At 75.8% G+C, this 25,709-nt stretch carries 17 protein-coding genes; 7 read left to right on the top strand and 10 right to left on the bottom strand.

Features of this window, described 5'->3' with window-relative positions; translation table 11 throughout:
- Positions 1–92: 92 nt before the first annotated feature.
- Positions 93–623 (top strand): helix-turn-helix domain-containing protein, encoded by a 531-nt coding sequence (locus ABWK59_RS32165; RefSeq protein WP_354644188.1) that lies wholly within the window; start codon positions 93–95, stop codon positions 621–623.
- Between the two features lie 7 nt (positions 624–630).
- Positions 631–1,056: a DUF4180 domain-containing protein gene (locus ABWK59_RS32160; protein ID WP_354644187.1), complete on the top strand. Its 426-nt coding sequence runs from the start codon at positions 631–633 to the stop codon at positions 1,054–1,056.
- Between the two features lie 48 nt (positions 1,057–1,104).
- Here ABWK59_RS32160 and ABWK59_RS32155 read toward each other — a convergent pair whose 3' ends face one another.
- Entirely contained in the window at positions 1,105–1,467 is a 363-nt protein-coding gene (locus ABWK59_RS32155) for a hypothetical protein (RefSeq protein WP_354644186.1), read from the bottom strand.
- Between the two features lie 175 nt (positions 1,468–1,642).
- On the opposite strand from ABWK59_RS32155, the gene ABWK59_RS32150 reads away from it, so the two are divergent.
- On the top strand, positions 1,643–2,599 hold the full coding sequence (locus ABWK59_RS32150) for an aminoglycoside phosphotransferase family protein (protein ID WP_354644185.1): 957 nt from the start codon (positions 1,643–1,645) through the stop codon (positions 2,597–2,599).
- Between the two features lie 167 nt (positions 2,600–2,766).
- Here the strand turns inward: ABWK59_RS32150 and ABWK59_RS32145 are convergent, their stop codons facing one another.
- Complete coding sequence (locus ABWK59_RS32145; RefSeq protein WP_354644184.1) at positions 2,767–3,255, bottom strand: hypothetical protein; 489 nt, start codon at positions 3,253–3,255, stop codon at positions 2,767–2,769.
- 169 nt (positions 3,256–3,424) lie between these two features.
- Between ABWK59_RS32145 and ABWK59_RS32140 the strand changes: the two genes are divergently transcribed.
- Positions 3,425–4,249, top strand: coding sequence for a glutamate racemase (locus ABWK59_RS32140; protein WP_354644183.1), 825 nt, complete (start codon positions 3,425–3,427; stop codon positions 4,247–4,249).
- A gap of 90 nt (positions 4,250–4,339) precedes the next feature.
- On the opposite strand, the gene ABWK59_RS32135 is transcribed toward ABWK59_RS32140, so the two are convergent.
- On the bottom strand, positions 4,340–4,507 hold the full coding sequence (locus ABWK59_RS32135) for a hypothetical protein (RefSeq protein ID WP_354644182.1): 168 nt from the start codon (positions 4,505–4,507) through the stop codon (positions 4,340–4,342).
- A 153-nt stretch (positions 4,508–4,660) separates the two neighbouring features.
- Positions 4,661–5,029 carry a hypothetical protein gene (locus tag ABWK59_RS32130; protein WP_354644181.1) on the bottom strand — a complete coding sequence of 123 codons (369 nt, stop codon included), beginning with the start codon at positions 5,027–5,029 and terminating at the stop codon, positions 4,661–4,663.
- Between the two features lie 361 nt (positions 5,030–5,390).
- Between ABWK59_RS32130 and ABWK59_RS32125 the strand changes: the two genes are divergently transcribed.
- The 3 genes from ABWK59_RS32125 to ABWK59_RS32115 all read left to right on the top strand — a co-directional run bounded on the left by ABWK59_RS32125 (position 5,391) and on the right by ABWK59_RS32115 (position 8,933).
- Positions 5,391–6,395 (top strand): helix-turn-helix transcriptional regulator, encoded by a 1,005-nt coding sequence (locus ABWK59_RS32125; RefSeq protein ID WP_354644180.1) that lies wholly within the window; start codon positions 5,391–5,393, stop codon positions 6,393–6,395.
- Between the two features lie 168 nt (positions 6,396–6,563).
- Complete coding sequence (locus tag ABWK59_RS32120; protein WP_354644179.1) at positions 6,564–7,511, top strand: AfsR/SARP family transcriptional regulator; 948 nt, start codon at positions 6,564–6,566, stop codon at positions 7,509–7,511.
- Positions 7,512–7,610: 99 nt separating this feature from the next.
- Complete coding sequence (locus ABWK59_RS32115; protein ID WP_354644178.1) at positions 7,611–8,933, top strand: hypothetical protein; 1,323 nt, start codon at positions 7,611–7,613, stop codon at positions 8,931–8,933.
- A 68-nt stretch (positions 8,934–9,001) separates the two neighbouring features.
- On the opposite strand, the gene ABWK59_RS32110 is transcribed toward ABWK59_RS32115, so the two are convergent.
- From ABWK59_RS32110 to ABWK59_RS32085, 6 genes are read right to left on the bottom strand one after another with little or no spacing between them, the layout of a single operon-like run.
- Complete coding sequence (locus tag ABWK59_RS32110; protein WP_354644177.1) at positions 9,002–9,799, bottom strand: thioesterase II family protein; 798 nt, start codon at positions 9,797–9,799, stop codon at positions 9,002–9,004.
- Positions 9,800–9,835: 36 nt separating this feature from the next.
- Positions 9,836–14,881 carry an amino acid adenylation domain-containing protein gene (locus tag ABWK59_RS32105; RefSeq protein WP_354644176.1) on the bottom strand — a complete coding sequence of 1,682 codons (5,046 nt, stop codon included), beginning with the start codon at positions 14,879–14,881 and terminating at the stop codon, positions 9,836–9,838.
- Entirely contained in the window at positions 14,878–17,349 is a 2,472-nt protein-coding gene (locus tag ABWK59_RS32100; protein WP_354644175.1) for a lantibiotic dehydratase, read from the bottom strand. The genes ABWK59_RS32105 and ABWK59_RS32100 overlap by 4 nt, the downstream gene beginning before the upstream one ends.
- Positions 17,346–23,474, bottom strand: a complete 6,129-nt coding sequence (locus tag ABWK59_RS32095; RefSeq protein WP_354644174.1) for a type I polyketide synthase — start codon at positions 23,472–23,474, stop codon at positions 17,346–17,348. Before ABWK59_RS32095 ends, ABWK59_RS32100 begins: the two co-directional genes overlap by 4 nt.
- A complete protein-coding gene (locus ABWK59_RS32090; protein ID WP_354644173.1) occupies positions 23,471–24,757 on the bottom strand; it encodes an MFS transporter in 1,287 nt (428 codons plus the stop codon). The genes ABWK59_RS32095 and ABWK59_RS32090 overlap by 4 nt, the downstream gene beginning before the upstream one ends.
- Positions 24,754–25,707, bottom strand: coding sequence for an ornithine carbamoyltransferase (locus ABWK59_RS32085; RefSeq protein ID WP_354644172.1), 954 nt, complete (start codon positions 25,705–25,707; stop codon positions 24,754–24,756). Before ABWK59_RS32085 ends, ABWK59_RS32090 begins: the two co-directional genes overlap by 4 nt.
- Positions 25,708–25,709: the final 2 nt, after the last annotated feature.

Below are 25,709 nucleotides of genomic sequence, written 5' to 3'. Positions count from 1 at the left end.
GTTCCGGCCCACGCCGCACGGACACTCTCCATCCTTCCCTATCCTTCATCTTCCTTCCCTTTGATTCCCCTTCACGGGTAGGATGCGGAGCGATGAGTGAGGATGAGAACGAGCTGTACTCGATCGGCGAGGTCGCGGAGCGCCTGGGCCTCCACGTCCGCACGGTCCGCACCTACGTCCGCGACGGGCGGCTCAAGGCCGTCCGGATCGGCAAGCAGTACCGGATCGCGCGGCGGGACTTCGAGGCGCTGACCGGCGCCGAGCCGGCGCGGGCCGAGCCGGTCGCCGTCGAGCCGGTGCGGGTCGTCGAGGCGGCCACGGCGGCCGGCCGCGCGGGGCGTCCGCCGGCGGAGGTGTCCAGCGTGGTGGTGATCGACGACGTGGACCGCCGGGCGGTCGACCGGCTGAGCACGCTGGTGACGGCTGCCGGGACGGCACGGTCGGCCCGGTCCGGCACTCCGGCCACCCCGCTCAGCGTCCAGGCCGTCCACGACCCGGCGCGGTCCCGGCTGCGGATCGTGATCCTCGGGGACGCCGCCGCCACCGCCGACCTCCTCCTGCTGATCGACGCCGCGCTGGCCCAGGAGAACAACGTCCGCGCCCCCGCCCACGACCAGAGGTGATGACCCGATGACCGACCAGCCGACCGACCGGGTGGCCGACCAGCCGACCGAGCCGGCGTCCGAGCCGATCCTGGACCACTCCGGCGTGCCCGTGCTCGTCTGCGACCCGGCCGGCCCGCCGATCGCCGGCCCGCAGGACGTGCTCGACCACCTGGTCGGCCCGGCCTTCCAGGGCGCCGAGGTGGTCGCCGTCCCGGCCGGGCGGCTGGACGGGAGCTTCTTCGACCTGAGCAGCGGGTTCGCCGGGGAGGTGATGCAGAAGTTCGTCAACTACCACCTGCACCTGGTCGTGGTCGGCGACATCACGCACCACCTGGCGGCCAGCAAGGCCCTGCCGGATCTGGTCCGCGAGTCCAACGAGGGCCGGCACGTCTGGTTCGTCTCCGACCTCGTCGAACTCGCCGACCGGCTGGCCCGGACCCGCGGCGCCTGACACGGCCGGTCTGCCGGGCGGCCGGGCGCCGGGCTACCGGCCTGCCGGTCAGAGCGGGTCGCCCAGCGGGCCGTACTCCCGGTACAGGCCCCAGGTGGCCAGGGCACGGCCGGACTTCTCCATGATCCGGGGGTCCGCGGCCAGCGCGGCGACGGCCCGGTCCAGGTAGGCCGGGGTCTCGGAGTGGGCGAAGTTCGGGTCCCGGGCCGCACCCTCGCGCCAGGTGTCCTCGGTGACCCCGAAGGGCTCCAGCACGGCCTCCGAGCGCAGGAATCCGGGCGTCACCGCCACGGCCGCCACGTGGTGCGGCCTGAGCTCGGCCGCCTGCGCGACGGCGAGCCTGATGGCGGCCGACTTCGCCAGGTCGTAGAAGAACGAGCCGCGGTAGCGGGCGGTGTTGCCGTCGGTCACCTCGACGACCAGGCCGCGCCTGCGGGCGGCCGTCCGCTCGTTGCGCGCGGACCGCGCGGCTGACTGCGCTGACTGCGCTGGCTGTGCAAAGTCGGCCCGCAGAAAGCCGGTTGAACGGTCCCGCGTGTGCCGGGCGCCGAACGGGCGGCCCCGGACTGGGATAGCGTGACTCCCCATGGCCTCTGCCCCCACCGAGATCGAAGTCACCGCGGACCTGGTCCGGGATCTGCTGCACGACCAGCACCCCGACCTGGCCGACCGTCCCGTGCGGCTGGGAGCGCGCGGCTGGGACAACCAGCTGTGGCGGCTCGGCGAGGACCTGGCCGTCCGGTTGCCCTGGGCGACGCCGGCGGCGGACGAGCTGCTGCGCAAGGAGCACGCCTGGCTCCCCGCTCTCGCTCCACGGCTGCCCCTGCCGGTCCCCGTCCCGCAGCGCCTCGGCGAGCCCTCCGAGCGGTTCCCGCGGCCGTGGATCGTCACCACCTGGGTGCCGGGCACGCCCGCCGACCGCGCCCCTGTCACCCGCGCCGCGGAGGCGGCCGACAGCCTGGCCTCGTTCCTGACGGCCCTTCACCGACCCGCCCCCGACGGGGCACCCGTCGGCCGTGGCCGCGGGGGGCCGCTGGCCGACGGCGCCGAGTTCTTCGCCGAGCAGTTCGCCTCGGCCGTCGCAATGGGCCTCCTCCCCGACCCGGAGGCCGTCCGCGCGGTCTGGGAGGACGCCCTCGCCGCCCCCGCGTGGACGGGTCCGGCCCTGTGGCTCCACGGCGACCTGCACCCGGCCAACGTCCTCACTGCGGACGGCACCTTCTGCGGCGTGGTCGACTTCGGCGACCTCTGCGTGGGCGACCCGGCCTGCGACCTCGCCGCGGCCTGGATCCTCCTCCCGGACGGTGCCGCCGACCGCTTCTTCGACGCCTACCGCCCGGCCGCGGACGTAGCGACCCGACGCCGCGCCCGAGGCGTGGCGGTCCTCAAGGCCCTCTCCTGCATCCTCATCGGCGAGGCGGGCGTCCGCGGCCGCCCGGGCGGCAAGCCCACCTGGGGCCCACCCGGCCACGCCGCCCTGCACCGCCTCACCGCCACGATCGACGCCCCCGACGCCCCGGTCATCCCCGCACCGACGGCCTGAGCCGCCGACGACACGGCGACGGCGGTGACCTGCCAGCCCTCAGCCCGTGACGGTTGGGTGCCCGGATGCGCGGGCGCTGGAGGAGCCCCGGTCGACCGTCGACGAGGCGATGCCGACGGCGGGTTGGGGCGGACCGGTCGTCAGGGTCTCCCGTCGAGGTCGACGGCCTACGCCGGCCAGCTGCGGTCGGGCATGGCCGCTCCGGTTGCCGCACTTCCGTGCTGGACGTGTGGCGCGCTGTGACCCCAGAGCGCGTAGCCCCGCTCGATCTCGGTCAGGTACTGGCGCAGGTCGAAGCGGACTTCCTCGATGACCCGACCGTCGGCGCCCGGGTACATCAGGTCGGTCCAGATGACGGTCTGGCCTCGGAGCCGCACGCGGACCTCAACCCCGCAGGAGCTGTTCGATGCGTGGTCCTGGACGGCGACATCCACGGTGCGGGCTCGGTCGGACGGATAGAGCGGCCCGCCGGGCCTGAGCAGCCGATCCGGACAACCGCCGACCGCGCCGCCGTTACTGCGCGCGATCAGGTCGAGGCCGTCGACATAGAGGTACGTGTGCACGGCACTGCATCGAGGCGGCCCTGGGCAGACACCGATCAGCAGCGTGCTGACCGAGTCGCACACCTGACGATCGGGCAGGGTGGCGCGTACCACGCGCGGGGATCTACGCGGCATCCGTCCTCGGCGGCTTCATGGAGCCGATCCTAGATGCGCACCGGTCCGTCCGGCAGCCCCACCCCGGGGGCACCGCCGCCCGTGAGGCGGGGGCCGGGCAGGTACGCGGGGCGGCCTGCCGCGCGACCCGGCTGGTACGTTGGGCCGCATGACGGTGGCATTGATCGACTCGGGATTCGGGCTCCTCCCCACCGCCGGCTGGCTGCGGCACCTCGCCCCGGAGCTCGATCTGCTTCTGCTCCTGGATCCCGAGGGCGCCCCGTGGGGCCCGAGGTCGGCCTCCTTCGTGACGGACCGCCTGCTCTCCGCCGCCCACCTCGCCGTGCAGCGCGGTGCGGAGGCCATCGTGGTCCCCTGCAACACCGCCACCGTCACCGCGATCGACACCCTGCGCGAGGAGTTCGAGGCTCGCGTTCCCGTGATCGGAACCGTCCCGGCCGTGAAGCCGGCCGCGGCGGCCGGTCGGAACCTCGCCGTGTGGGCGACCGTCCGCACCACCGGGAGCGACTACCAGGAGCGGCTGATCGCGGACTTCGCGGGCGGCAGGCCGGTCGCGCGGGTCGCCTGTCCCGGTCTGGCCGAGGCCATCGACCACGGTGACCTGGACGCCGCCGCGGAGGCGATCGCCGACGCCGCCGGGCGCACCCCCCGGGACTGCGACGCCGTGGTGCTGGGATGCACGCACTACCCCCTGGTGGCACCGCAGATCCTGGAGAGCCTGCCCGCCGGAACCGTGCTGTACGACAGCGCGGAGGCCGTCGCCCGTCAGGCGCTGCGCAGGTTGGGCCGCACCGGGCCGTCGGACGGAGCCCCGGGCTCCATCGAGGTGGTCCTCAGTGGGCGCCCCGGCCACCTCCCGGCGGTCGCGCTCGCCTATCCGGTGGGCCGGGCCCTGGCCGCTGCGGCGCCGGTCCCTCGCGAAGCGCTCGTCTCCGCCACCACCCGGGCCCCGGTGACCGCTCCGGCGGTCTGAGCGGACCCCGCCCCCGGTCCGTGAGACACCGGTCCGTGCGACGCCGGTCCGTGCGACGCCGGTCCGTGGGACGCCGGTCGACGCGGGTTCTCAGCCGCCCCAGGTGACGTCGTTCAGGGTGGTGGCGGTGGGGGACGGGATCGGGGAGCCCGGCAGGGCGGTGGCCGTGGCGCCGGAGTCGGCGGCGGAGGCGCGGTGGGAGCCCTCGGCTCCGACGGCTCCGACTCCGATGACGGTGCCCAGGGCGAGCACTGCCACCGCGGCCTTCACAACCCAGCTGGAATTCACCGTAAGTCCCCCTTCGCTGACCACACATGGAGAGTTCGACGTTCCCGGCGGCGCCCTCGACGCGGGCCCCGCGGCCGGGGGCCGTGTCCGCGGCCCCCCGACGCCGAGAACTCTGCCGCCGCGTCAGAACGGGTGGAAGGGGTCCGAGTTGGACGGATGCTGCACTGGCACATTGCGTCCAGGACCGGTTTCGTCCAGCATTCGGTCCCAGATGCCGGGCGGCAGGGCGGCCGCGCAGCGGTCGAGGGTGAAGTCGGCGAGTTCGCGGTGGTCGGCGAGGGCGCGGTGGCAGGTGCGGCGGGCGGCGAGTTCGGCGTGGTCCAGGTCGGCGGCGGCGACGAACAGGCCGATGACCACCCGGCCCTCGTCCTCGTCGTGGACGGTGACGTGTTCCAGCCGGGCGTCCTCCGCGCAGCAGGAGAGCATCTCCGCGAGGGCGTCCGGAGGTGCGGTGGCGTCGTGGGAACGCAGTTGGGCGTGCACGAGATACATGGCGGACATCCTGCGCTCGCGGCCGTTCGACAACAATCGATGCCACGGGACGTTTGCTGCACCTGCACAAACAGGCCGCCGACCGGGGACGGTCCTCGGTCGGGGACCTCGCCCGGTCCCGGCGTCCGCCGGTGCCTCCGGGCAGCTCCGCGGACCTGCTCCCGGCAACTCCCACCGGACTCCCCCCGGCAGCCCCGCCGAACGGCCCCCGGAGGGCACCCGTACCGGCCGCCTGATCATCCCCTGATCAGGCCGCGCAAGGGCCGCGCACTCTTCCGATCATCGGGAGTGACGGACCGGTGACGCTCTATCATCGTCGGTCAGGGTGGAGAATTCCTCGAGGGGGAAAGGACGACGGCCCATGCTTGAGATCCTCGGTCTGGACCAGGAAGCGGAGCGGCTCTACCGCCTCATGCTGGCCCACCCCCACGACGGGGTCGTGGAACTCTCCCAGCGGTTCGCGGCCCCACCGGCGCAGATCCGCCGGCTGCTGGATCGGCTCAGCGGCCTGGCGCTGGTCCGGCCCGCCGCCCAGGAGGGGAAGTCCTTAGGCACGGGCTTCCGGCCGGTCCCTCCCGAGGTGGCGATGGAGCTGCTGCTGGCCCGCCAGCAAGCCGACCTCGCCGCCCAGCAGTTGAAGATCGAGGCCTCGCGCGCGGCGGCGGCCCGTCTGATCGCCGAGTGCTCGGTCCTGCCGCAGGAGGCGGCCTCGCACGGCGAGCAGCTGACCGGGCCCGAGGAGATCCGCGGCAGACTGAGCCGGCTGGCCGACGAGACCCTGCACGAGATCATGACCTTCGCCCCCGGCGGCGCCCACACCGAGGCGGACCTGGAGGCCAGTCGCGAGCCCAACGCGGCGCTGCTGGACCGGGGCGTGGCGATCCGGACCATCTACCTGGACAGTGTCCGCAACCACCAGCCCACCGAACGGCACCTGCGGTGGCTGAGCGACCTCGGCGGCCACGTCCGTACCGTCCCCACCCTGCCGATCCGGATGATCATCTCCGACCGGCGGCTGGCCGTACTGCCGGTCGACACCGCCGACGCCCGGGCCGGAGCCGTGGTCCTGCAGGGCAGTGGCGCGGTCACCGCGCTGTGCGCGCTGTTCGAGAGCTTCTGGAACACCGCGGCGCCGCTCAGCGCGCCCAGGGTCAGCGACCCGAACGGCCTGCCGGCGCAGGAGGCGGCGGTGCTGCGGCTGCTCGCCCAGGGGCTCACCGACGAGGCCATCGCCAAACGGCTCGGGGTCTCGCCGCGCACCGCGCGGCGCATCGCGGCCGACCTGATGGAGCGTCTGGAGGCCAGGAGCCGTTTCGAGGCTGGCGTCCACGCGGTGCAGAACGGGTGGCTCCCGAGCAGCAGGTAGGACGGGGGATTCCCGCGGCCGGATCCGGTCTGGACGGGTTATGCCAGCTGCATCAAGCGTCCAGGCGTTCCCTCTATCCGCGCCTCTCGGATGTGGTGTCCCATGGGGACCGGCTCGGGCCACGCTCGCCCGGCACTCGATTCCCACTCCCACCGAAGGTGTTCCGCCATGGACTTTCAACTGCTGGGCCCGGTCGAGGTATCCACCGCGGGGCGGGTGGTCGCCCTCGGCGGCCGACGCCAGCAGGCCGCGCTGGCCGCACTGCTGCTGGAGGCGGGCCGGGTCGTGTCGGTCGACCGGCTGACCGAGGTGATCTGGAACGACGACGCACCGGAGACCGCGCGCGCCCAGGTGCAGACCTGCGTCTCCACGCTGCGCCGCAAGCTGCTGGCCGACCGGATCGTCAGCCGGCACCCCGGCTACGCCATCGAGGTCGCGCCGGAGCGGGTGGACCTCGCCGTCCACCGCGGCCGGGTGGACACCGCCCGCGCCCTGCTCGCCCAGGGACGGCCGGAACAGGCCGTCGCCTCCTTCCGGGCCGCCCTCGACCTGTGGCGCGGGCCCGCGCTGAGCGGGGTGCCGGGCCTGGCGATCGAGGCCGCCCGGCTGGACGAGGAGCGACTCGCGATCACCGAGGAGATGCTGGAGGCCGAACTCGGCCTCGGCCGCCACGCCGCCCTGGTCGGCACCCTGGCCTCGCTGGTGAGCCGCCACCCGCTGCGGGAGCGGCTGCGGGCGCTGCTGATGCGGGCCCTGAACGACTCCGGCCGCAAGGCGGAGGCGCTGCAGCAGTACCGCGAGGCGCACTCCCTGATGGTCCGTGAGCTGGGCGTACAGCCGGGCTCCGAGTTGCAGGCGCTGTTCCAGCGGCTGCTGGCGGCCGACGGCGGCCTGGTCCTGGCCGGTTCCGGCCGCCCGTACGGCACCGGGGCGGTCGCGGCCGTGCCGGTCGCCGCCGTGACGGTCGGGGCCGCGACGCCGGGGGCCGGCACGCACGGCACCGGCCCGCTGAGCGCCACCGCGACGACGCAGCCCCACGGCCCCGGGACCGCGCCGCACGGGGAGGCGGGCTCCTGCTCCGGCTGCCGGGCCCCGCTGACCGTGCTGGCGTCCTGACCGGTGGGCACCGCCCGCCCCGAACCGCCGCACCCCGCGCCGCCTTACACCGCGCCGCCGGGCCACGCCCGGACCCCGACCTGTTGAGGTGCCTTCCCGATGAACACGATCACCGAGGACTTCCTGCGCCTGCCCCTCCGCCGGGCCGGCACACCCCGCCGCGACCGGCCCGTGGCCCGGGCCAGACGGGCGGCGCCGCGGCTGACCCGTCCGGTGTTCCTGGACGCCGGCCAGGTCGAGCGGCTGCACCGGGACATCGCGGCCCTGTACGACCTGCTGATGGCGCTGCCCGAGCGGCTGACCGGCGGTGACCTGACCCGCTACGGCGCCCTGCTCGGACTGACCGGCCCGCAGATCGAGGCCGCCCGCCGCACCGCCAGGCCCGGTACGCCGAGGCTCGCCCGGCCGGACGTCTACTGGACCGAGGACGGGTTCCGGGTCCTGGAGATGAACGCCACCTCCGCGCTCGGCGGCGTCGGCATCTCCTGGCAGGCCAGGCTGCACCTGGCCGACCCGGCGGTCCGCGCGTTCGTGGACGCCCGGGGGCTGCGCTGCCTGGACACCATGTCCCTGCTCGCCGACGAGGTCCGGGCCTGCTGCGAGCGCCGCGGCCACGCCGGGACACTGCCGGTGGTCGCCGTGGTCGACTCCCCCGCCGGGTACGACGCGGACCCGGCGAGCAGCGAGTTCGTGGCCATGATGTACGCCGAGCGCGGCTTCACCGCCCGCGCCGCCGACGCCGGCCGGCTGCGCCGCCGCGACGGCGGGCTGTGGCTGGACGGCCTCCGGGTGGACGTGGTGCACCGGATGTTCCTTCTGGAGGAGCTGGTCTCGGAGAGCGACGCGGCGGCCTTCGAGGAGGTGTTCCGGGCCCAGGAGGCGGACGAGGTGCTGATGATGCTGCCGCTGGACGTCGAGGCGCTGTGCGGCAAGTCCGCGCTGGCGGTGCTCAGCGACCAGCGGCACCGGGCCGTCCTCTCGGAGGAGGAGCGGGCGCTGGTGGACCGGGTGCTGCCGTGGACCGGGTCCATGGATGCCGGAAAGCTCCTGGTCGACGGCGAGGAGGTCGACCCGCTCGACCACTGCCTGGCTCACCGGGAGGACCTGGTGCTCAAGCCCAGCTGGATGCACGGCGGCATCGGGGTGCTGCCCGGCTGGACCGTCCCCGAACGGGAGTGGCGCGAGCGGGTGACGGCCGCGCTCGGCGGCCCGTACGTGGTGCAGCGGCGGGTGGTGCCGGCGCCGGAGCTCTTCCGGTCCGAGGAGACCGGCGCGTTGGAGCCGTGGGTGCTCAACTGGGGTGTCTTCCTGGTCGGGGACGCCTTCGGCGGGGTGCAGGTCCGCGGCCTGCGCGCCGACGCTCCGGGCGCCGTGGTGAGTCAGGGCGACGGGGCCTCGCTGAGCTGCTGCTTCTCCGCGTGAGCACGCGGTCGGTGCAAGACCGACCGACTGGGCGGGGCGTCCGGTCCCGAGGGCCCGGACGCCCGGTGTCAGCAGGTTCCTCCGTCCGGCTCGGTGGCGTCGCCCAGGTCCCGGCGGATCGCGTCCAGGACGGCGGTCCGCTGGTCGTGGAGGAAGAAGTGCGCGCCGGGCAGGATGCGGCTGTGGAAACGCTGCGCCGCGTACCGTCGCCACTCCAGGACGGCGGCGGGCTCCACGGCGCGGTCCTCGGCGCCGCCGAAGGCGCTGATCCGGGGCAGCACCCGGTCCGGGACGGTGCGCTGGTGGCTGGCCACCAGTTCCAGGTCGGCCCGCAGCAGCGGCAGGTAGTGCGCCGCGAAGCCGGGGGCGTCGAGGAGGCCGGACGGGGTCCCGCCCAGCCGGCGGATGGTGGCGGCGAACTCCTCCTCGGGCAGCAGGTGCATGTCCGGCCGGATCCGCCGCAGGTGCGGGGCGCAGGCGGCGGAGACGAAGAGGGTGACCGGCGGTGGTGCGGCCCCGGCCGCGACCAGGGCGCCGGCGAGTTCGTAGGCGAGGGTGGCGCCCATGCTGTGCCCGAACAGCGCGTACCCGCCGTCCGTGAAGGGCGCGATCTCGCGGGCGAGTTCCGCCACCAGCTCGGGCATCCGGACGGCGGGGGGCTCGGCGTACCGGTCCTCGCGGCCGGGGAGCTGGACGGGGACCGGCTGGAACGCTCCGGCCTCGGGCCGGCGGGTCCACTCGCGGAACATCCGCGCCCCGCCGCCCGCGTAGGGCAGGCAGAAGAGCGGGATGCCGTGTCCCGGCCGCGGCGGCCCGTACGGGAACCACCGGGCGGCCCGGACGGGTGGCGCGGTCTCGACGTACATGGCTGAACGGCTTCCTTCCCGAGTGTCGGACAGGCCCTAGAGGCGGCGGGCGGCGCGGCGGCGGAGGGCCGCGTCGCGGGAGGCCCAGCCGGTGCGCTCCCGGACCCGGTCGCCGTCCACCTGCTCGGCGCCCTCGTCGAGGAAGGCCGCCAGCGCCCGGACCGTGGAGTACTGGAACAACGCCACGGCGGGGATCCGGCGCGGGGTCAGTTCGGCGAGCCGGCCGTGCACCTGGAGGACGGTCAGCGAGGTACCGCCGAGGTCGAAGAAGTTGGCGTCGTCGCCGAAGCCGGCGACGCCGAGCACCTCCTCCCACAGCCGGCGCACGGCCGCCGCGCTGCCCGAGCCGACGGGTCCGCCGGCGGGCCGGTCCGGGGCAGGGGCGGCGGGCCGGTCGGCCTCGGCCACGGCGAGGGCCCGGACGGCGGCCAGGTCGGCCTTGCCGTTGGCGGTGACCGGCAGCGCGGGCAGCACGAGGACGGTCTCGGGGACGAGCGGTCCCGGCAGGACCGCCCGGACCAGGGCCCGGACGGAGGCCGTGGTGACCTGGTCGCCGGCCGCGCCCGGCGCGGGGACGACGGCCGCGACCAGCCGGGTGCCGCCCTGCACGGTGGCGGCGGTGGCGAGCGCGTGGGCGACGCCGGGCAGGGCGCGCAGGCAGGCCTCCAGCTGGCGCGGGTCGACCCGGTTGCCCCGGACCTTGACCTGGGCGTCGATCCGGCCCTCCACCTGGACGGTGCCGTCGGGGCGGAGCCGGCCGAAGTCCCCGGTGCGGACCAGCCGGGTGCCCGGCTCGCCCCACGGGTCGGGCAGGTAGCGGGCGGCGGTGGTGTCGGGGTCGTGGAGGTAGCCGAGCGTGGGCAGGGCGCAGCGTACCCAGATCTCGGCCCGTTCGCCGGCTTCGGCCCAGCTGCCGTCGGGGCGGCGGAGTACCAGTTCGGAGGCGGCGCCGGTGGTGCCGACGGGGACGGTGCCGTCGCGGTCGGGGATGGCGCCGATCTCGTGGGCGGTGGCGGCCTGCGGGGTCTCGGTGACACCGTAGAAGTTGACGGTGCGGGCGTGGGGCGCGAGCCGGCGCAGGGCGGCGACGGTGGACCAGGGCAGGGCGTCGCCGGCGAAGCAGACCAGGCGGACGGCGTCGAGGGTGTCGGCGGTGTCCCGGGCGGCGGCGGTGAGCAGTTGGGCGGTGACCGGGGTGAGGTGGAGCACGGTGACGCGTTCGGTGCGCAGCCAGTGGAGCATGGCCTGCGGTTCGGCGCGGACCTCGGCCGCCGGGATGTGCAGGGACGCGCCGAGCCAGAGCGGGGTCCACAGGTCGCGCCAGGCGGGGTCGTGGCCGTATCCGGAGAGCAGGCAGAACCGGTCGTCGGCGGTGAGGTCGTAGGTCCGGGTGTACCAGTCGAGGAAGGCGGTGACGGGTGGTTCGGCGCCGAGGACCGGGCGCGGCGTGGCGGTGGTGCCGGAGGTGAAGGAGACGTAGGCGGGCGGGGCGCCGTGGTCGGGCAGCCGCGGGTCGGTGCCGGTCCAGGGGGTGGATTCGGCCATCAGCTCGCCGGGGCGGCCGGGGACGGGGGTGACCAGGGCGACCGGGCGGACCCGTTCCTGCTGGGCGGTGCGCCAACGGTCCGGGTGGGCGGGGTCGAGGACGACCACGGCGGCGCCGGTGCGGCGGACCGCGAGCAGGGCGACGGGGAAGCCGGTCCCGGGGACTCCGTGGACGGCGACGGCGGTGTGCGGGCCGGCGCCGTGGGCGCGCAGGACCTCGGCGAGGGCTTCGGCGCGGGCGGTCAGGGTCCGGTGGTCGAGGCTGCCGTCGGGGCCGTGGACGGCGGGGCGGTCGGGGGTGCGGTCGGCGTGTTCGGCGATCCGTGCGGCCAGCGGGGCGGCCGGGGCCGGGAGTGGACGGCGGCGGGCGGCGGGCCGGGTGGCGGGGTCGGCGAGCGGTGCGGCGGGGTCGGTGGCGATCCGTTCCAGCAGGTCGAGGACGTGGCGGTGGATGAGCGCGCCGTCGGTGCCGGTGAGGCGGGCCTGGTCGTGGACGAGTTCCACGGTGACGTCGCCGCCCTGGTCGACGACGTACAGGCCGAGGTCGAACAGGACGCCGGGCAGCGGCGCGGGGTGCGGTTCGGTCCGGACGCCGGGCAGGTCGAGGCGCTGTTCCCGGTAGTTGAGGACGTTGAACCAGGCCTGGAACAGCGGGTTGCCGCCGGGGTCGCGGGGGGCGCCGAGGGCGGCCACCACCTCGTCGAAGGAGGCCTCCTGGTGGGCGGTGGCGCGGGCGAGTTCGCCGGCCGCGGCGCGGAGGGCGGCGCGTCCGGAGGCGAGGCCGGCGAGTCGCATCCGCAGGACGACGGTCTGGTTGAAGAAGCCGACGGCGTCGGCGAGGGCGGGGTGGTCGCGGCCGGCGAGGGGGGTGCCGATCAGCAGGTCCTCGCTGCCGGACCAGCGGGAGAGGGTGACGGCGTAGGCGGCGAGGGCGAGGGAGGCGGGGGTGACGCGTTCCTCGCGGGCGGCGGCGCGGAGCCGTTCGGTGAGCTCGGGCGGCAGGGTGCGGCTGTGCCGCAGGGCGGTGCCGCGCGGCTGGCCGGGGGTGCCCTGCCAGGGCAGGTCCAGGGTGGTGGGTGCGTCGGCGAGGTGGGTGCGCCAGTGGTCGAGGGCCTCGGCGTGGCGGGCTCCCCGGGCCTGCTGCTCGGCCCAGGCGGCGATGTCGCCGTACTGGGCGTCCGGCGGCGGCGGGGGCAGGGTGCGGCCGGTGCGGGCGCGGTAGCAGGCGCCGAGGTCGCGGAGCAGGATCTCCAGGGACCAGCCGTCGGCGACCAGGTGGTGCAGGGAGAGCAGCAGCCAGTGGTCGTCCTCGGCCTGCCGGGCGAGGTGGGCGAGGTGGGCGGGGCCGTGGGTGATGTCCAGGTCGCGGGCGGCGAGGTCGTCGGCCCAGGCGCGGACGGCGTCCGGGTGGTCGGAGGGCAGGGTGGTGACGGTGAGTCCGGTGGTGGCGTGCGGGGCGATGTGCTGGTAGGGGATGCCGTTCTCGGTGCGGATGGTGGTGCGCAGCGCCTGGTGGCGGTCGACGACGTCGCGGAAGGCGGCGTCCAGGGCGTCCGGGTCGAGGGGGCCGCGCAGGCGGCGGAGGGCGAGGACGTTGTAGCCGGGGCCGAGCGGGCGCAGTTGGTCGAGCAGCCACAGCCGGCGCTGGCCGGGGTGGAGCGGGGCGCGGGCCGGGTCGGGGCGCAGGTCGCTGGGGATGCCGGTCTCGGCGGGCGTGGTCGGGGCGGTGGCGGCGGCCTCGGTGAGGGTGCGGAGGGTGGGGTGGGCGGCGAAGACGTCGTAGCGGAGGTCGATGCCGAGTTCGGCGCGGACGGAGGCGAGCAGGCGGGCGACGGCCAGGGAGCTGGCGCCGAGGGCGAAGGCGTCGGCGTCGGGGTCGTCGGCGGGGCCGATGGCGCGGCACCACAGGGCGGTGAGCGTGTCGGCGTGGGCCGGGGCGGCGGTGTGGTCGGCGGCGGCCGGCTTGGGCAGGGCGGCGCGGTCGAGCTTGCCGTTGGGGGTGAGCGGGAGGGCGTCGAGGACGTACCAGCGGCTGGGCAGCATGTAGTCGGGCAGCAGCGGGGCGACGGCGGCGCGGGCCTGCTCGGGGTCGGGGGCGGTGGCGTGGGGCCGGGGGACGAGGTAGGCGATGAGTTCCTCGGTGCCGTGGGGCAGGACGGCGGCCTGGGCGATCGGGAGCCGGTCGAGGAGGGCGGCGGTGACCTCGCCGAGTTCGATCCGGAAGCCGCGGATCTTCACCTGGTGGTCGATCCGGCCGTGGTAGTCGATCACGCCGTCGATGTCCATGGCGGCGAGGTCGCCGGTGCGGTAGCGGCGGCTGCCGGGTGGTCCTTCGGGGTCGGGGACGAACATGTCGGCGGTGAGTTCGGGGCGGCCGAGGTAGCCGTGGGCCAGGCCGCGGCCGCCCAGGTGGAGTTCGCCGGGGGTGCCGGGCGGGAGGGGGTCGCCGTGGGCGTCGAGGACGGCGGCGGTGACCTCGCCGAGGACGGTGCCGATGGACACCTTCCCGTACGGCTGCCGGTCGGGGCAGGTCCAGGCGGTGGCGTAGACGGTGGCCTCGGAGGGCCCGTAGAGGTTGAGCAGGCGGGTGTCGAGGATCCGGCGGGCGGCGGTGACCAGGTGGTCGGGCAGGGCCTCGCCGGCGATCATCAGGTAGCGCAGCGGCGGGAGTTGGGCGGTGGCGGGTTCGAGCAGGAACACCTCCAGCATGGAGGGGACGAAGTGCAGGACGGTGACCCGGTGGTCGCGGACGGCCTCGGCGATCCGGGCGGGGTCACGGTGGGCGCCGCTCTCCAGCACCACGAGGGCGGCGCCGCAGGCGAGCGGCCAGAAGATCTCGCCGACCGACACGTCGAAGCTGTACGAGGTCTTCTGCAGCACCCGGTCGCCGGTGTCCAGCGGGGTGTGCTCGCGCAGCCAGCGGACCCGGTCGACGATGGCGCGGTGGCTGACGGTCAGGCCCTTGGGGCGGCCGGTGGAGCCGGAGGTGAAGATGGCGTAGGCGGCGTCCTCGGGGAGGAGGGCGGGCAGCGGGGAGAGCGGTCCGGGCGCGTCCAGCTGCGCGGGGGTGAGGATGTCGGCGTCCGCGGGCAGGACGCCGGCGGCGTGCAGCCGGGGCCGGTCGGCGGGTGCGGCCAGGACCGTCCGGACGCCGGCGTCGGCGAGCATGCCGCGCAGCCGGTCGGCGGGGTGGTCGGGTTCGACGGCGACGTAGGCGCCGCCGGCCTTGAGCACGGCCAGCAGGCAGCCGAGCAGTTCGACGCCGCGGGGCAGGCAGAGGGCGACGATGTCGCCGGGGCGGACCCCGGCGGCCACCAGCCGGGCCGCGCGGTGGTCGGCGAGGGCGTCCAGTTCGGCGTAGCTGAGGGTGGGTTCGCCGTCCTCGGGGCGGGCGGGGATCAGCGCGGGCGCGTCGGGGGTGCGCCGGGCCTGCTCGGCCACCAGGCCGTGCAGGGTGGCGGCCCCGGCCCGGGTGGCCCGCGGGGTGGCGGCGGGCTGCGGGGCGGCGGTCCGCGGCGGAATGGTCGCGGTGCTCAACTCTCCTGCTCTCCTTCGTTGCGGGTGGCCTCGGGCAGGCGCCGGTCGACGGCGACGACGCGCAGCTCGCTGACGTACCGCCGGCCCTGGTCGTCGCGCAGCCAGCAGTCGTCGCCGTCGGGCAGCATCTCGGAGACGGTGATCCGGGTGTCCGGGCCGTACTCCTCGACGGTGCGGCGGACGGTGCGGGCGAGCAGCTGGACCAGCAGCGGGCTTCGGGTGTCGATGTAGGTGGGCTTCGCCTCGACCGGCGCGACCAGGAAGAACCGGCGCGGGACGCCGTGCTCGGTGAGCCAGCGGACGGTCTCCAGGTACTCGGTGGCCTCGTCGGCCTTGGCGCCGACGAGCAGTTCTCCGGCGGTGGGCCGCCAGGTCTCCCGGGCCAGGACCAGGCGGTCCACGGTGACCCGGGGGGTGTGGTCGCGGGTCGGCAGGATGCCGAAGCGGGTGACGGTGACCATGGAGATCAGCTCGCCCAGCACCTCGATCAGGTCGGCGCGGAAACCGCCGGGTCCGGTGACCTGCAGCCGGCCGTCCTCGCGGTGCACGGTCAGGCCGGCGGCGGGCAGCACCTCGCCGGGCGCCCCGCCGCTGTCCTGGCCGGGCGACCAGTAGGTGTACTCGGGCAGCAGCATGGTGAGCGGCGGGTAGGTGCGCGAGCCGACGGCCCGCCAGCTCTTGGGCAGCATCGGGACGATCCGCGGCAGCACGCCGTCGGCGCGCACCATGTCCCAGAGGGAGGCCGGGTCGGGGTGCTGCTCGACGAAGAGCCGGCCCTCCAGGGTGTTGAGCGCGGTGTGCAGTTCGCCGAGCACCACCAGGGTCTCGCCGGGCCGGGCGGAGGCCGCGTCGGGGGCGGCGATCAGCAGGTCCGGGCTGTGGTAGCGGGCGGCCGTCCAGCCGGGGGCGTCGCAGGCGAACTCCTCGGCCACCGCGGCGGCCAGGTCGGCCGAGGCCAGCTGGACCCGGGAGCCCTCGGCCGGGTGCCCGAGCACCCGGTCCCAGCGGGCGCGCAGGTCGTCGGCCAGTTCGTCGGTGGGCTTGGCGCCGTCGCCGACCAGGCGCGGGCCGAGCAGGAAGGTGAGGGTGGGCAGCGGGACGGACGGGTTGCCGGTGTCCCGGACCGCCTGGTCGTAGAGGGCGTCCAGCTCGGCCCGGTAGCCGTCGGCCACCGCGGAGGTGAACCAGCGGGCCGAGCGCAGCACCTGGTCCAGGGCGGGCCCGATGTCCTCCAGCAGGCCGCCGCCGAGGCGGGCCGTGGCGGCCCGCCTGGCGTCCTCGAACAGCAGGGTGCGTCCGGCGCCGCTCTCCCCCGCCCGGCGCGAGGCCACCTGGCCGGTGCGCTCGGTGAAGTCCCGGGCCAGGTCGGTGAGCGCGGCCAGTACCGCGACCGGGTCGCCGCCGGCCTCCGCCACCCGGCCGCGCAGCCGCTCCACCTCGGCGAGTTCGGCGAGCGCGGCGTCCCGCCCGGGTGCCTGGGGCATCCGGGCGAGCATGGCGCGCAGCCCCGCCGCCGGGTCGCGCCCGAACGGGACGTCGAGGTCCCAGGTGAGCACACCCTGCCGGACCAGGCGCTCCAGCGCCGCGTACACGTCCTGCGCGGTGGCCAGGCCGGGTGCGCCGAGCCAGGTCAGCTCCTCGGCGATCTCGCGGGCCGAGGCGCGGCCGTCGCAGGCCCGCACCACGGCGGCCTGCGCGGGCGGCAGCACCAGCGCCTTGCGGTACGGGCGCCGCACGGTGTCGCCGTCCACGTGGACGCTGGGGTTGCGGCGCGGCGCCACCTCGGCGCGCAGGCCGTGGCGCTCCGTCAGCGCCTCGCCGAGCAGGTCGATGCCCCAGCTCTCCCAGTAGACGGTGCGCTCGGCGAGCAGCCCCCGTCCGGGGTCGACGGTGAGCGGCGCCTCGTCCTCGCTCAGGTCGGCCCAGCCGACAGGGCCGAAGAAGCCGATGGTGTCGTTCTTGGTGCAGTACCGCTGCAGGTAGCCGACGACGGTCTTCTCGCGCTGCCGCCAGCGGCTGTTGCGGCCGCCCGGGTCGGCGGCCCGGCAGAAGGACTCCAGGGCGTCGCCCGCGAAGCGGGGGTTCTGCCAGGCGACCGCCTCGCGGACCAGCGGCCAGCGGGCGAACTCCTGGACGGCGGCGGCCTGACGGAGCACGGCCTCGGCGAAGTCGGCGCGGTAGGCGGTCTCGCGCTGCTGCTGCGCCTGGCGGGCGGCGGCGCGGTCGGCCTTGCCGGCCCGGCCGGGGGCGGGCTGCGGGGCGGCGGCGGCCTCGGCGGCGGCCGCGAGGTGGGTCAGGGTCCGCTGCCAGAGCGCGTCGTCGGCGAGGGCGTCGATCCAGTCGACGGGCATCCCGGCGCCGCGCAGGGAGCAGGTCCGCCAGAGGGCGAACTCGCCTCCGGTGAGTGCCAGTTGGTGCTCGGCGAGGGCCGCGGGGGCGGCCTGCCTGAGGAGGGTCGGGGTACTCATCGGGCCGCCACCTTCATCTCGTCGACCAGGACGGCCAGTTCGGTGACGGTGGGGTGGTCGAAGAGCGCCGAGATCGGCAGCTCCACGCCCAGCTCACCCCGCACCCGCGAGGCCAGCTGGACGGCCACCAGGCTGTCACCGCCGGCGTCGAAGAAGTCCTCGTCCTCCCCGACCTCCCCACCCAGCACCTCACGCCACAGCACCAGCAACTCGTCCTTGGTACCGGACAGGACCTCCACGGCCGGAGCAGGAGTACCGCCGCGCATCTCGTCCACCAGCACGGCCAGTTCGGCCACCGTCGGGTGGTCGAACAGCGCCGAGATCGGCAGCTCCACGCCCAGCTCACCCCGCACCCGCGAGGCCAACTGCACCGCCACCAGGCTGTCACCGCCGGCGTCGAAGAAGTCCTCGTCCTCCCCGACCTCCCCACCCAGCACCTCACGCCACAGCACCAGCAACTCGTCCTTGGTACCGGACAGGACCTCCACGGCCGGAGCAGAAGCAGCGCCACGCATCTCGTCCACCAGCACGGCCAGTTCGGCCACCGTCGGGTGGTCGAACAGCGCCGAGATCGGCAGCTCCACGCCCAGCTCACCCCGCACCCGCGAGGCCAACTGCACCGCCACCAGGCTGTCACCGCCGGCGTCGAAGAAGTCCTCGTCCTCCCCGACCTCCCCACCCAGCACCTCACGCCACAGCACCAGCAACTCGTCCTTGGTGCGGGACGCGACGGGTGCCACCGAAACCTCGGCCGGCGCGGCGGAGGCAGCGGAAACGGCGGCGGCAGGGGCGGATGCGGCGGTGGTACGGCGGGTGGCGGCGATGGCGGCCGCGGTCACCGAGCGGGCCCTGGCCAGCTTGCGGGACAGGCCCTCGGTGGTGACCACGACCTGCGGGCCGAGGTCGGTGCCGAGCAGGGCGCGGAACAGCCGGGCGCCGTGCTCGGTGGTCAGCGCGTTCTCCACCCGCGGCCGGTCCTCCACCCGCGGCGCGGGCGGGGCCACCGGTGTGGCGGGACGGGCGGGGGCGGCCGCCGGCGCGGCCTTGGCCGCCTGGGCGGTGGCGCTGCGGACCAGCCCGGCGTCCACGACCCGCATCCCGAAGCCCTGGATCTCCACCCGCACCCCGCCGTCCGGGTCGATCAGGGTGATGTCGCGGACCAGCATCCGCGGCCCGTCGCCCGGGGCGGTGCGCACATGGGCGTAGAAGTGCTCCGGCAGCGGCGCGTGCACCAGGACCCGGCGGTAGCAGAACGGCAGCGCCCGGGTGTCGCCGGTGCGGACGGCGAACGCCGTGCCACCGTCCAGCAGGGCCGGGTGCAGCCCGAACTCGCCCAGGTCGGCGGCGTACCCGGCGGGCAGCCGGACCTCCACCAGCGACTCCCCCTCGCCCTCGTGGACGGCGACCACGTTGCGCCAGCGGGGTCCGCCGGTCACCAGGCCCTCGCTGGCGTCGTACGCGGGGGTCTCCTCGCGCCGCGGGCAGCGGGCCAGGACCTCGGCGGGGGTGAGGCGGCCGGGTGCCCCGGCGTCGGTGCGGACCCGGGCGGTGCCGGTGGCGTGGCTGCGCTCGGCGCCGTCGGCGCCCGGGGTGGTGACGGCGAACCGCCACCCCGGGCCGTCCGGGGTCAGCCGCACCCGCAGGGTCTGGGTGCCGGCGACCACCACGGGGGTGGTGAACATCAGGTCGCCGATCTCCACCGGGCCGGTGCCGCCGGCTTCGCCGGCCGCGAGGGCCGCGGCGCGGGCGATCTCGACGTACGCGGTGCCGGGCAGCACCGCGGCGCCGCCGATCCGGTGCTCGTCCAGCGGCCAGTGCCGCTCGTCGAGGACCGCCTCGAACTCCACCGCGCCCTCGGCCGTGGTGGTGCGCCGGTGCAGGAAGGGGTGGATCGCCGCCGCGGCGGCCTCGTCGGTCGTCCCGCCCCCGGCGTTCCGGCCGCTCTGCAGGGCGCGGAAGGAGGTGGAGGCGGAGCCGCTGTTGTCGACCGCCATGCCGACCTCGGCCCAGGACGGCCAGTTGATCGACAGCGTGCGGGCGTGCCGCGAGCGCCGGTGGGCGAAGGCGTCCAGGAAGGCGTTGGCGGCGGCGTAGTCGGACAGGCCGAACTCGCCGGTGACGGCCGCCACGGAGGAGAACAGGACCAGGAAGTCCAGGTCGGGGCAGAGCTCGTCGAGCAGCAGGGTGCCGGTGACCTTGGGGTCCAGGACCCGTCCGGCGGTCTCCGGGTCCTTCAGCGCCAGCATGCCGCCGCCCGCGACGCCCGCGGAGTGGACCACGCCGAGGATCGGGCCGAGCTCCGCCCGGACCCGCTCCACGGCGGCGGTCATCGAGTCGCGGTCGGCGACGTCGGCGGACAGCGCCAGGACGGTGCTGCCGCCCTTCTCCAGCTCCTCGATGGTGCGCAGCGCGTCGCGGACGCCGGCGCCGGTCGCGGGGTCGGCGAGCAGCCGGTCCCAGTCCTCGCGCGGCGGCAGGCCGCGCCGGCCGAGCAGGGCCAGCCGGACGGGGGCGACGGAGGCCAGCTCGCGGGCGGCGACCAGGCCGAGTGCGCCGAGGCCGCCGGTGACCAGGTAGGTGCCCTGCGGGCGGACCATCGCGGCGAAGCCGCCGTCCTCGGGCTCCCGGACCGCGACCGGGGCCGGCACCCAGCGGCGGCCGCCGCGCAGCACCAGCTGCTCCTCGCCGTCCTGGTCGGCCAGTTCGGCGAGCAGGGCGGCCACCGCGGTGTCGCCGTCCGGGGCGGGGAGGTCGAGGACGCGGGTGCGCAGGGTCTCGGACTCCTTGCCGGCCGCCGAGAGCAGGCCGACGGCGGTGGCGCGGGCGGGCACCAGCGGGTCGGTGCCGGAGACGTCCCAGATGCCGGTGCCGGCGGCGGTGAGCCGGACCGGGCGGCCGGGGCAGACCTCGGCGACGGCGCGGACCAGGTGGATCAGCGGGGTGAGGCCGGTCCGCCGCCACCGGTCGGCCTGCTGGAGGTCCGTCAGGTCGGCGGTGTCGGCGAACCAGCAGCCGACGATCTCCAGCGGCCGCTGGTGGCCGTCGACGGCCTCCCGCAGCAGGGCGCGGACGGTGTCGGCGTCCACCGGGTCGGTCAGGACGGCGCTGGTGACCGGGGCGCCGGCCTCACCGAGCAGCCGGGCCAGGATGGCGGCGGCCGGGTGGCCGTCGGAGAGGACCAGCCAGGCGCGGTCGGCGGGGCCGTGGCTGCGGCGGACGGCCGGCGGGAGCAGCCGCCAGCCGGGGACGGTCAGCCGGTCGTCCTCCACCGCCACCGGGGCGGCCTCCGACGCGGGAGCGGCCTCCGCCACGGGGGCGGACTGGACGGCGGCCACCGGTGCCGGGTCCGGGTCGATCCAGTACGAGCGGCGCTGGAAGGGGTACTCGGGCAGCGGCACCACCCGAGCCCGGCCGCCCGTGACGGCGGCGTCCACGGCGTGCCGGTCGACCGGCGCGCCCAGCTCCCACAGCCGGCCGGCGGCGGCGAGCAGGGTGCGGGTGGTGTCCTGCTCCTGGCCGCGGCGCGGGGCGACCGGGACGGCCGCGCGGCGCGGGCCGCGCAGCTCGGGCAGCCGGCGCAGCTGGGCGGTGAGGCTCTGGCCGGGGCCGACCTCGGCGAGCAGCAGGGCCTCCTCGGCGAGCAGGGTCCGCACGCCCTCGTGGAAGCGGACGGTGCTGCGCAGCTGCTGCGCCCAGTACTCGGGGTCGGTGGCCTGCCGGTCGGTCATCCAGGTGCCGGTGACGTTGGAGAGCAGGCGGACGGCGGGGGCCTTGCGCGGGGTGGCGGCGACGGCCTCGGCGAGCGCGGCGGCGGCCGGGGTGACCAGGCGGGAGTGGAAGGCGTGCGAGGTGCGCAGCCGGGTGCAGCGGTGGCCCTGGGCGTGCAGCCGGGTCTCGACCCGGTCGATGGCGTCGGCGGTACCGGCCAGCACGCTGGCCCGCTCGCCGTTGACCACGGCCAGCTCCACCTCGTCCAGCCAGGGGCCGAGCTGCTCGGGCGCCAGCGGGACGGCGAGCATGGCGCCGGGGGTGGTGGCCTGGACGAGCCGGCCGCGGGCGGCGACCAGGCGCAGGGCGTCGTCCGGTTCGAAGACGCCGGCCAGGGTGGCGGCGACGAGTTCGCCGACGCTGTGGCCGAGCAGGGCGGCGGGGCGGATGCCGAGGGTCTCCAGCAGCTTGGCCATCGACCACTCGACGGCGAACAGCGCGGGCTGGGTGACCTCGGTGCGGCGCAGCTGCTGCTCGGCGGCCTGGTCGTCCGGGTGGGCGTCCAGCAGGAGGTGGTGCAGGTCGGCGTCGACCTCGCCGCGCAGCACGCCCAGGCAGTGGTCGAGGGCGGCGCGGAACCCGGGCTGGGTGCGGTGGAGTTCGCGGGCCATGCCCGGATACTGGGCGCCCTGGCCGGGGAGCAGGAAGGCGACCGGGCGCTCGGAGCGGACCGGCTCGGTGTCGGCCGCGGTGTCGGCCGCGGCGATCAGGGCGGCGACCGCGTCCTCGGGGTCGGCGGCGACCACGGCGCGCCGGTGCGGCAGGGTGCGGCGGCCGGTGGTGACGGTGTGCGCGACGTCCGACAGGGCGTCACCGGAGGTGCTCAGGTGGGCGGCGAGGCGGTCCGCGCTCTCGCCGAGGGCGGCGGGGGTGCGGGCGGAGAGGGCGAGCAGGACGGGGCCGTCGACCGGCTCGGGCGCGGGCCGGGGGGCGGCCTGCTCCAGGATCAGGTGGGCGTTGGTGCCGCCGATGCCGAAGGAGCTGACCGCGGCGCGGCGGGGGTGCTCCTGCTCGGGCCAGGGCAGGGTCTCGCCGGTGACCCGGAACGGGGTGGCGGCGAAGTCGATCCGCGGGTTGGGGCTGCGGAAGTGCGCGGTGCCCGGGATCACGCCGCGCTCGACCGCGTACACGGCCTTGATCAGTCCGGCGATGCCGGCGGCGGGGCCGAGGTGGCCGATGTTGGACTTGACCGAGCCGAGGGTGCAGAACTGGGTCCGGTCGGTGTGGCGGCGGAAGGCGCGGGTGAGGGCCTCGACCTCGATCGGGTCGCCGAGCTGGGTGGCGGTGCCGTGGCCCTCGACGTAGCCGATGGTGGCCGGGTCCACGCCGGACATGGCCAGGGCTTCGGCGACGGTGGTCAGCTGGCCCTCGATGCTGGGCGCGGTGAACCCGGCCTTGCGGTCGCCGTCGTTGCCGATGGCCGAGCCGCGCAGTACGGCGAGGATCCGGTCGCCGTCGGCCTCGGCGTCCTCCAGCCGCTTGAGCACCACGGCGCCGACGCCGCTGCCGAAGGTGGTGCCGCCCGCGTCGGCGTCGTAGGAGCGGCACAGGCCGTCCGGGGAGTAGATGCTGCCGGGCACCCAGCGGTAGCCGGTGGCGTACGGCATCTCGACCTCGACCCCTCCGGCGATGGCGACGTCGCACTCGCCGGCGGCGATGGCCTGGCAGGCCAGGTGGACGGCGACCAGGGAGGTGGAGCAGGCGGTGGCCACGGTCATCGCCGGGCCGTCCAGGCCGAGCTTGTAGGAGACGATGGTGGAGATGTAGTCGTTGTGGTTGGTGGTCTGGATGCCGACCTCGCCGTAGGTGCGCACGGCCTCCGCGTTGCGGCGGACGTGGAGGTCCGCGTAGCGGTTGGTGGCGCCGCCGGCGTAGACGCCGATCCGGTGGCGGGTGTCGCCGGGGTCGACGCCGGCGTGCTCCAGGGCGGTGTACGCGGTCTCCAGGAAGACGCGCTGCTGCGGGTCGCGGGCCTGGGCCTCGCGCTCGCTCATGCCGAACAGCGGGGCGTCGAACTCGGTCATCGCGGGCAGCAGCGGGGCCGCCTTGACGTACGCGGGGTCGGCGAGGTCCTCGGGACTGGCGCCGGCCGCGATCAGCTCGTCGTCGCTCAGCCGGGTCACGCAGTCCTTCACGGCGAGCAGGTTGGCCCAGTACTCGTCGGCGTTCATGGCGCCGGGGAAGCGTCCGGCGAGACCGATGACGGCGATGCCGTCCTGAGCGCGGTCGTGCATCGAGGTCTCCTTGACGTGGTCGGTCTCGGCGGGTGCGGCGGCCGGTCCGGTGGTCCCGGCCGGTCTGGTGGTCCCGGTGGTCCCGGTGGTGGCGACGGGTGCGAGGTGCGGCGGGCGGGTCATGCGGCGGCCTCCTGCCGGGCGCGGCCGGGGGCCGGCACGGTCCGGACGGCCTTGCTGGCGGTGGCGGCCAGGGCCAGCAGGACCATGAAGGCGGCGAGCCACAGCACGGTGGTGCGGCCGCTGAGGTGGTCGAGCATCAGGCCGCCGGCGAGCGAGCCCACCGGCAGGGCGCCGAAGGCGACCAGGGTCACCGCGGAGGTGGTCCGGCCCTGCAGCTCGTCGGGGGTGTTGACCAGGCGGTAGACCTCGACGGCGACGTTCCACACCGGCCCGACGAAGGCCAGGCCGGCGACCGTGGCACCGATCACCAGCGGGCTGCGGGTGAGGCCGATGACCGGGACCAGCAGCGCCCAGATCCAGTTGGCGCCGATCACCACCGCGGCCAGCGGGAGCCGGCGGCGGAACCAGGTGGCGCACAGCGATCCGGCGGCGCCGCCGATGCCCGCGGCGGCCAGCACGTACCCGATGGCGGTGCCGGAGGCGTTCGCCTGGTGCAGCAGCACGATGACGGCCAGGAAGAGTGCCTGGAAGAGCAGGTTGCTGCCGGCCACCAGCAGCGAGGCGACCCGGATGAAGGGCTGGCGCAGCACCCAGCGGACGCCCTCGCCGATCTCCGTCCACGCGCCGGGACGGGCCTCGGCGGGCCGCTCGGTGCGCCGGGCCTGGAACGGCCGGCGGATCATCAGCAGGGCGGCCAGCGACACCAGGTAGCTGGCGGCGTCGGCCAGGAACGGGAGGCTGCGGGTCATCCCCAGCAGCACCCCGCCGAGCGGCTTGCCGAAGACCATCGCGGCGCGGTCGCGGGCCTCGCTGCGGGCGAAGGCCCGGTCCAGGTCCTCCTGCCGGACCACGTTGCGGATCGCCGCCTGGCCGGCGATGCCCGCCAGGACGGTGAACGCGCCCTCGATCAGGCAGACGGTGAGGACGTGCCAGAGCCAGAAGTGGCCCAGCAGCAGGGCGGCCCCGACGCTGGCCAGGCACAGCGCACGGACCGCGTCGCAGACGATCAGCAGCTTCTTGCGGTCGAAGCGGTCCACCAGCACCCCGGCGTGCAGCGGCAGCGCCAGGTTGGGCAGGGTGTTGGCGAAGCCGACCAGGCCGGCCTTGGTGGGCGAGCCGGTGGCGGCCAGGACCAGCAGCGGGTACGCGAGGCTGCTGATGCTGCTGCCCAGGGCGGAGACGGCGGAGCCGGTCCACAGCATCCGGTAGTCGCGGTTGCGGCCGAGCGGCGGGGGCGCGTCGGGCAGGTCCTCGGCGGGACGGGTGAGGGCGGGCGCCGTCATCGGGTCTCACCCCCGCCGAGGCTCCACTCCAGGGCGGCCATGGCGCCGAACAGCTTGTTGTGGGCCTGCGCGAAGGCGATCGACCGCGGGCCGTCCAGGACCTCGGCGGTGACCTCCTCGCCGCGGTGGGCGGGCAGGTCGTGCAGGAAGACGGTGGCTCCGGTGGCGGCCAGCACCGCGTCGTCCACCCGGAACGGCTCGAAGCCGGTGCGCCAGTCGGGGTCGGCCTTGCTGGAGCCGGTGGTCTGCCAGCGGGCCGTGTAGACCGCGTCCAGCTGCCCGGGCAGATCGGCCATGTCGTGGCGCTCGACCACCTCGCCGCCGTTGCGCTTGGCGTGCGCCTGGGCCTCGGCCAGGATGTCCGGGTCGACCCCGTAGCCGGCCGGGGTGCGCAGCTCCAGCCGGACGCCGGGGAACCGGCTGACGCTCAGGGCGAGCGCGGTGGCGGTGCTGTTGCCCTCGCCGGCGTACAGCAGCCGCAGGCCGTCCATCCGGCCGAACCGGCGGACCAGCATGGTGCAGTCGGCCAGGCCCTGGGTGGGGTGCTCGGTCTCGCTCATCGCGTTGACCACGCCCATCGCGGGGTGGGCGGCGAAGACGCGCAGTTCCCGGTCGCTGCCGGCGGTGCGGGCCACCAGGCAGTCGAGCATCCCGGACAGCACCAGGGCGGTGTCCTCGGGGCTCTCGCCGGTGTTCTCCTGGAGGTCGGCCGGGCCGTAGGCGATGGTCCGCGCGCCGAGGCGCAGCGCTGCGGCGGAGAAGGAGGTCCGGGTGCGGGTGGAGGTCTTGCGGAAGTAGATGCCGACGATGGCGCCGGCGACGGCCGGGTCGGCCGGGCGGCCCTCGGCGAAGTCGACGCCGCGGCGGACCAGGTGGCGGACCTGGTCGTCGGTCAGGTCGCGCAGCGACAGCAGGTCGCGGCGCTCGGGCCGGGTGGGGTTCGGGGCCATCG

This window comes from Kitasatospora sp. HUAS MG31, assembly GCF_040571325.1.
Taxonomy (GTDB): domain Bacteria; phylum Actinomycetota; class Actinomycetes; order Streptomycetales; family Streptomycetaceae; genus Kitasatospora; species Kitasatospora camelliae.
The sequence above is the reverse complement of the archived record's forward strand: the minus strand, read 5'-3'. Positions and strand labels throughout refer to the sequence as shown.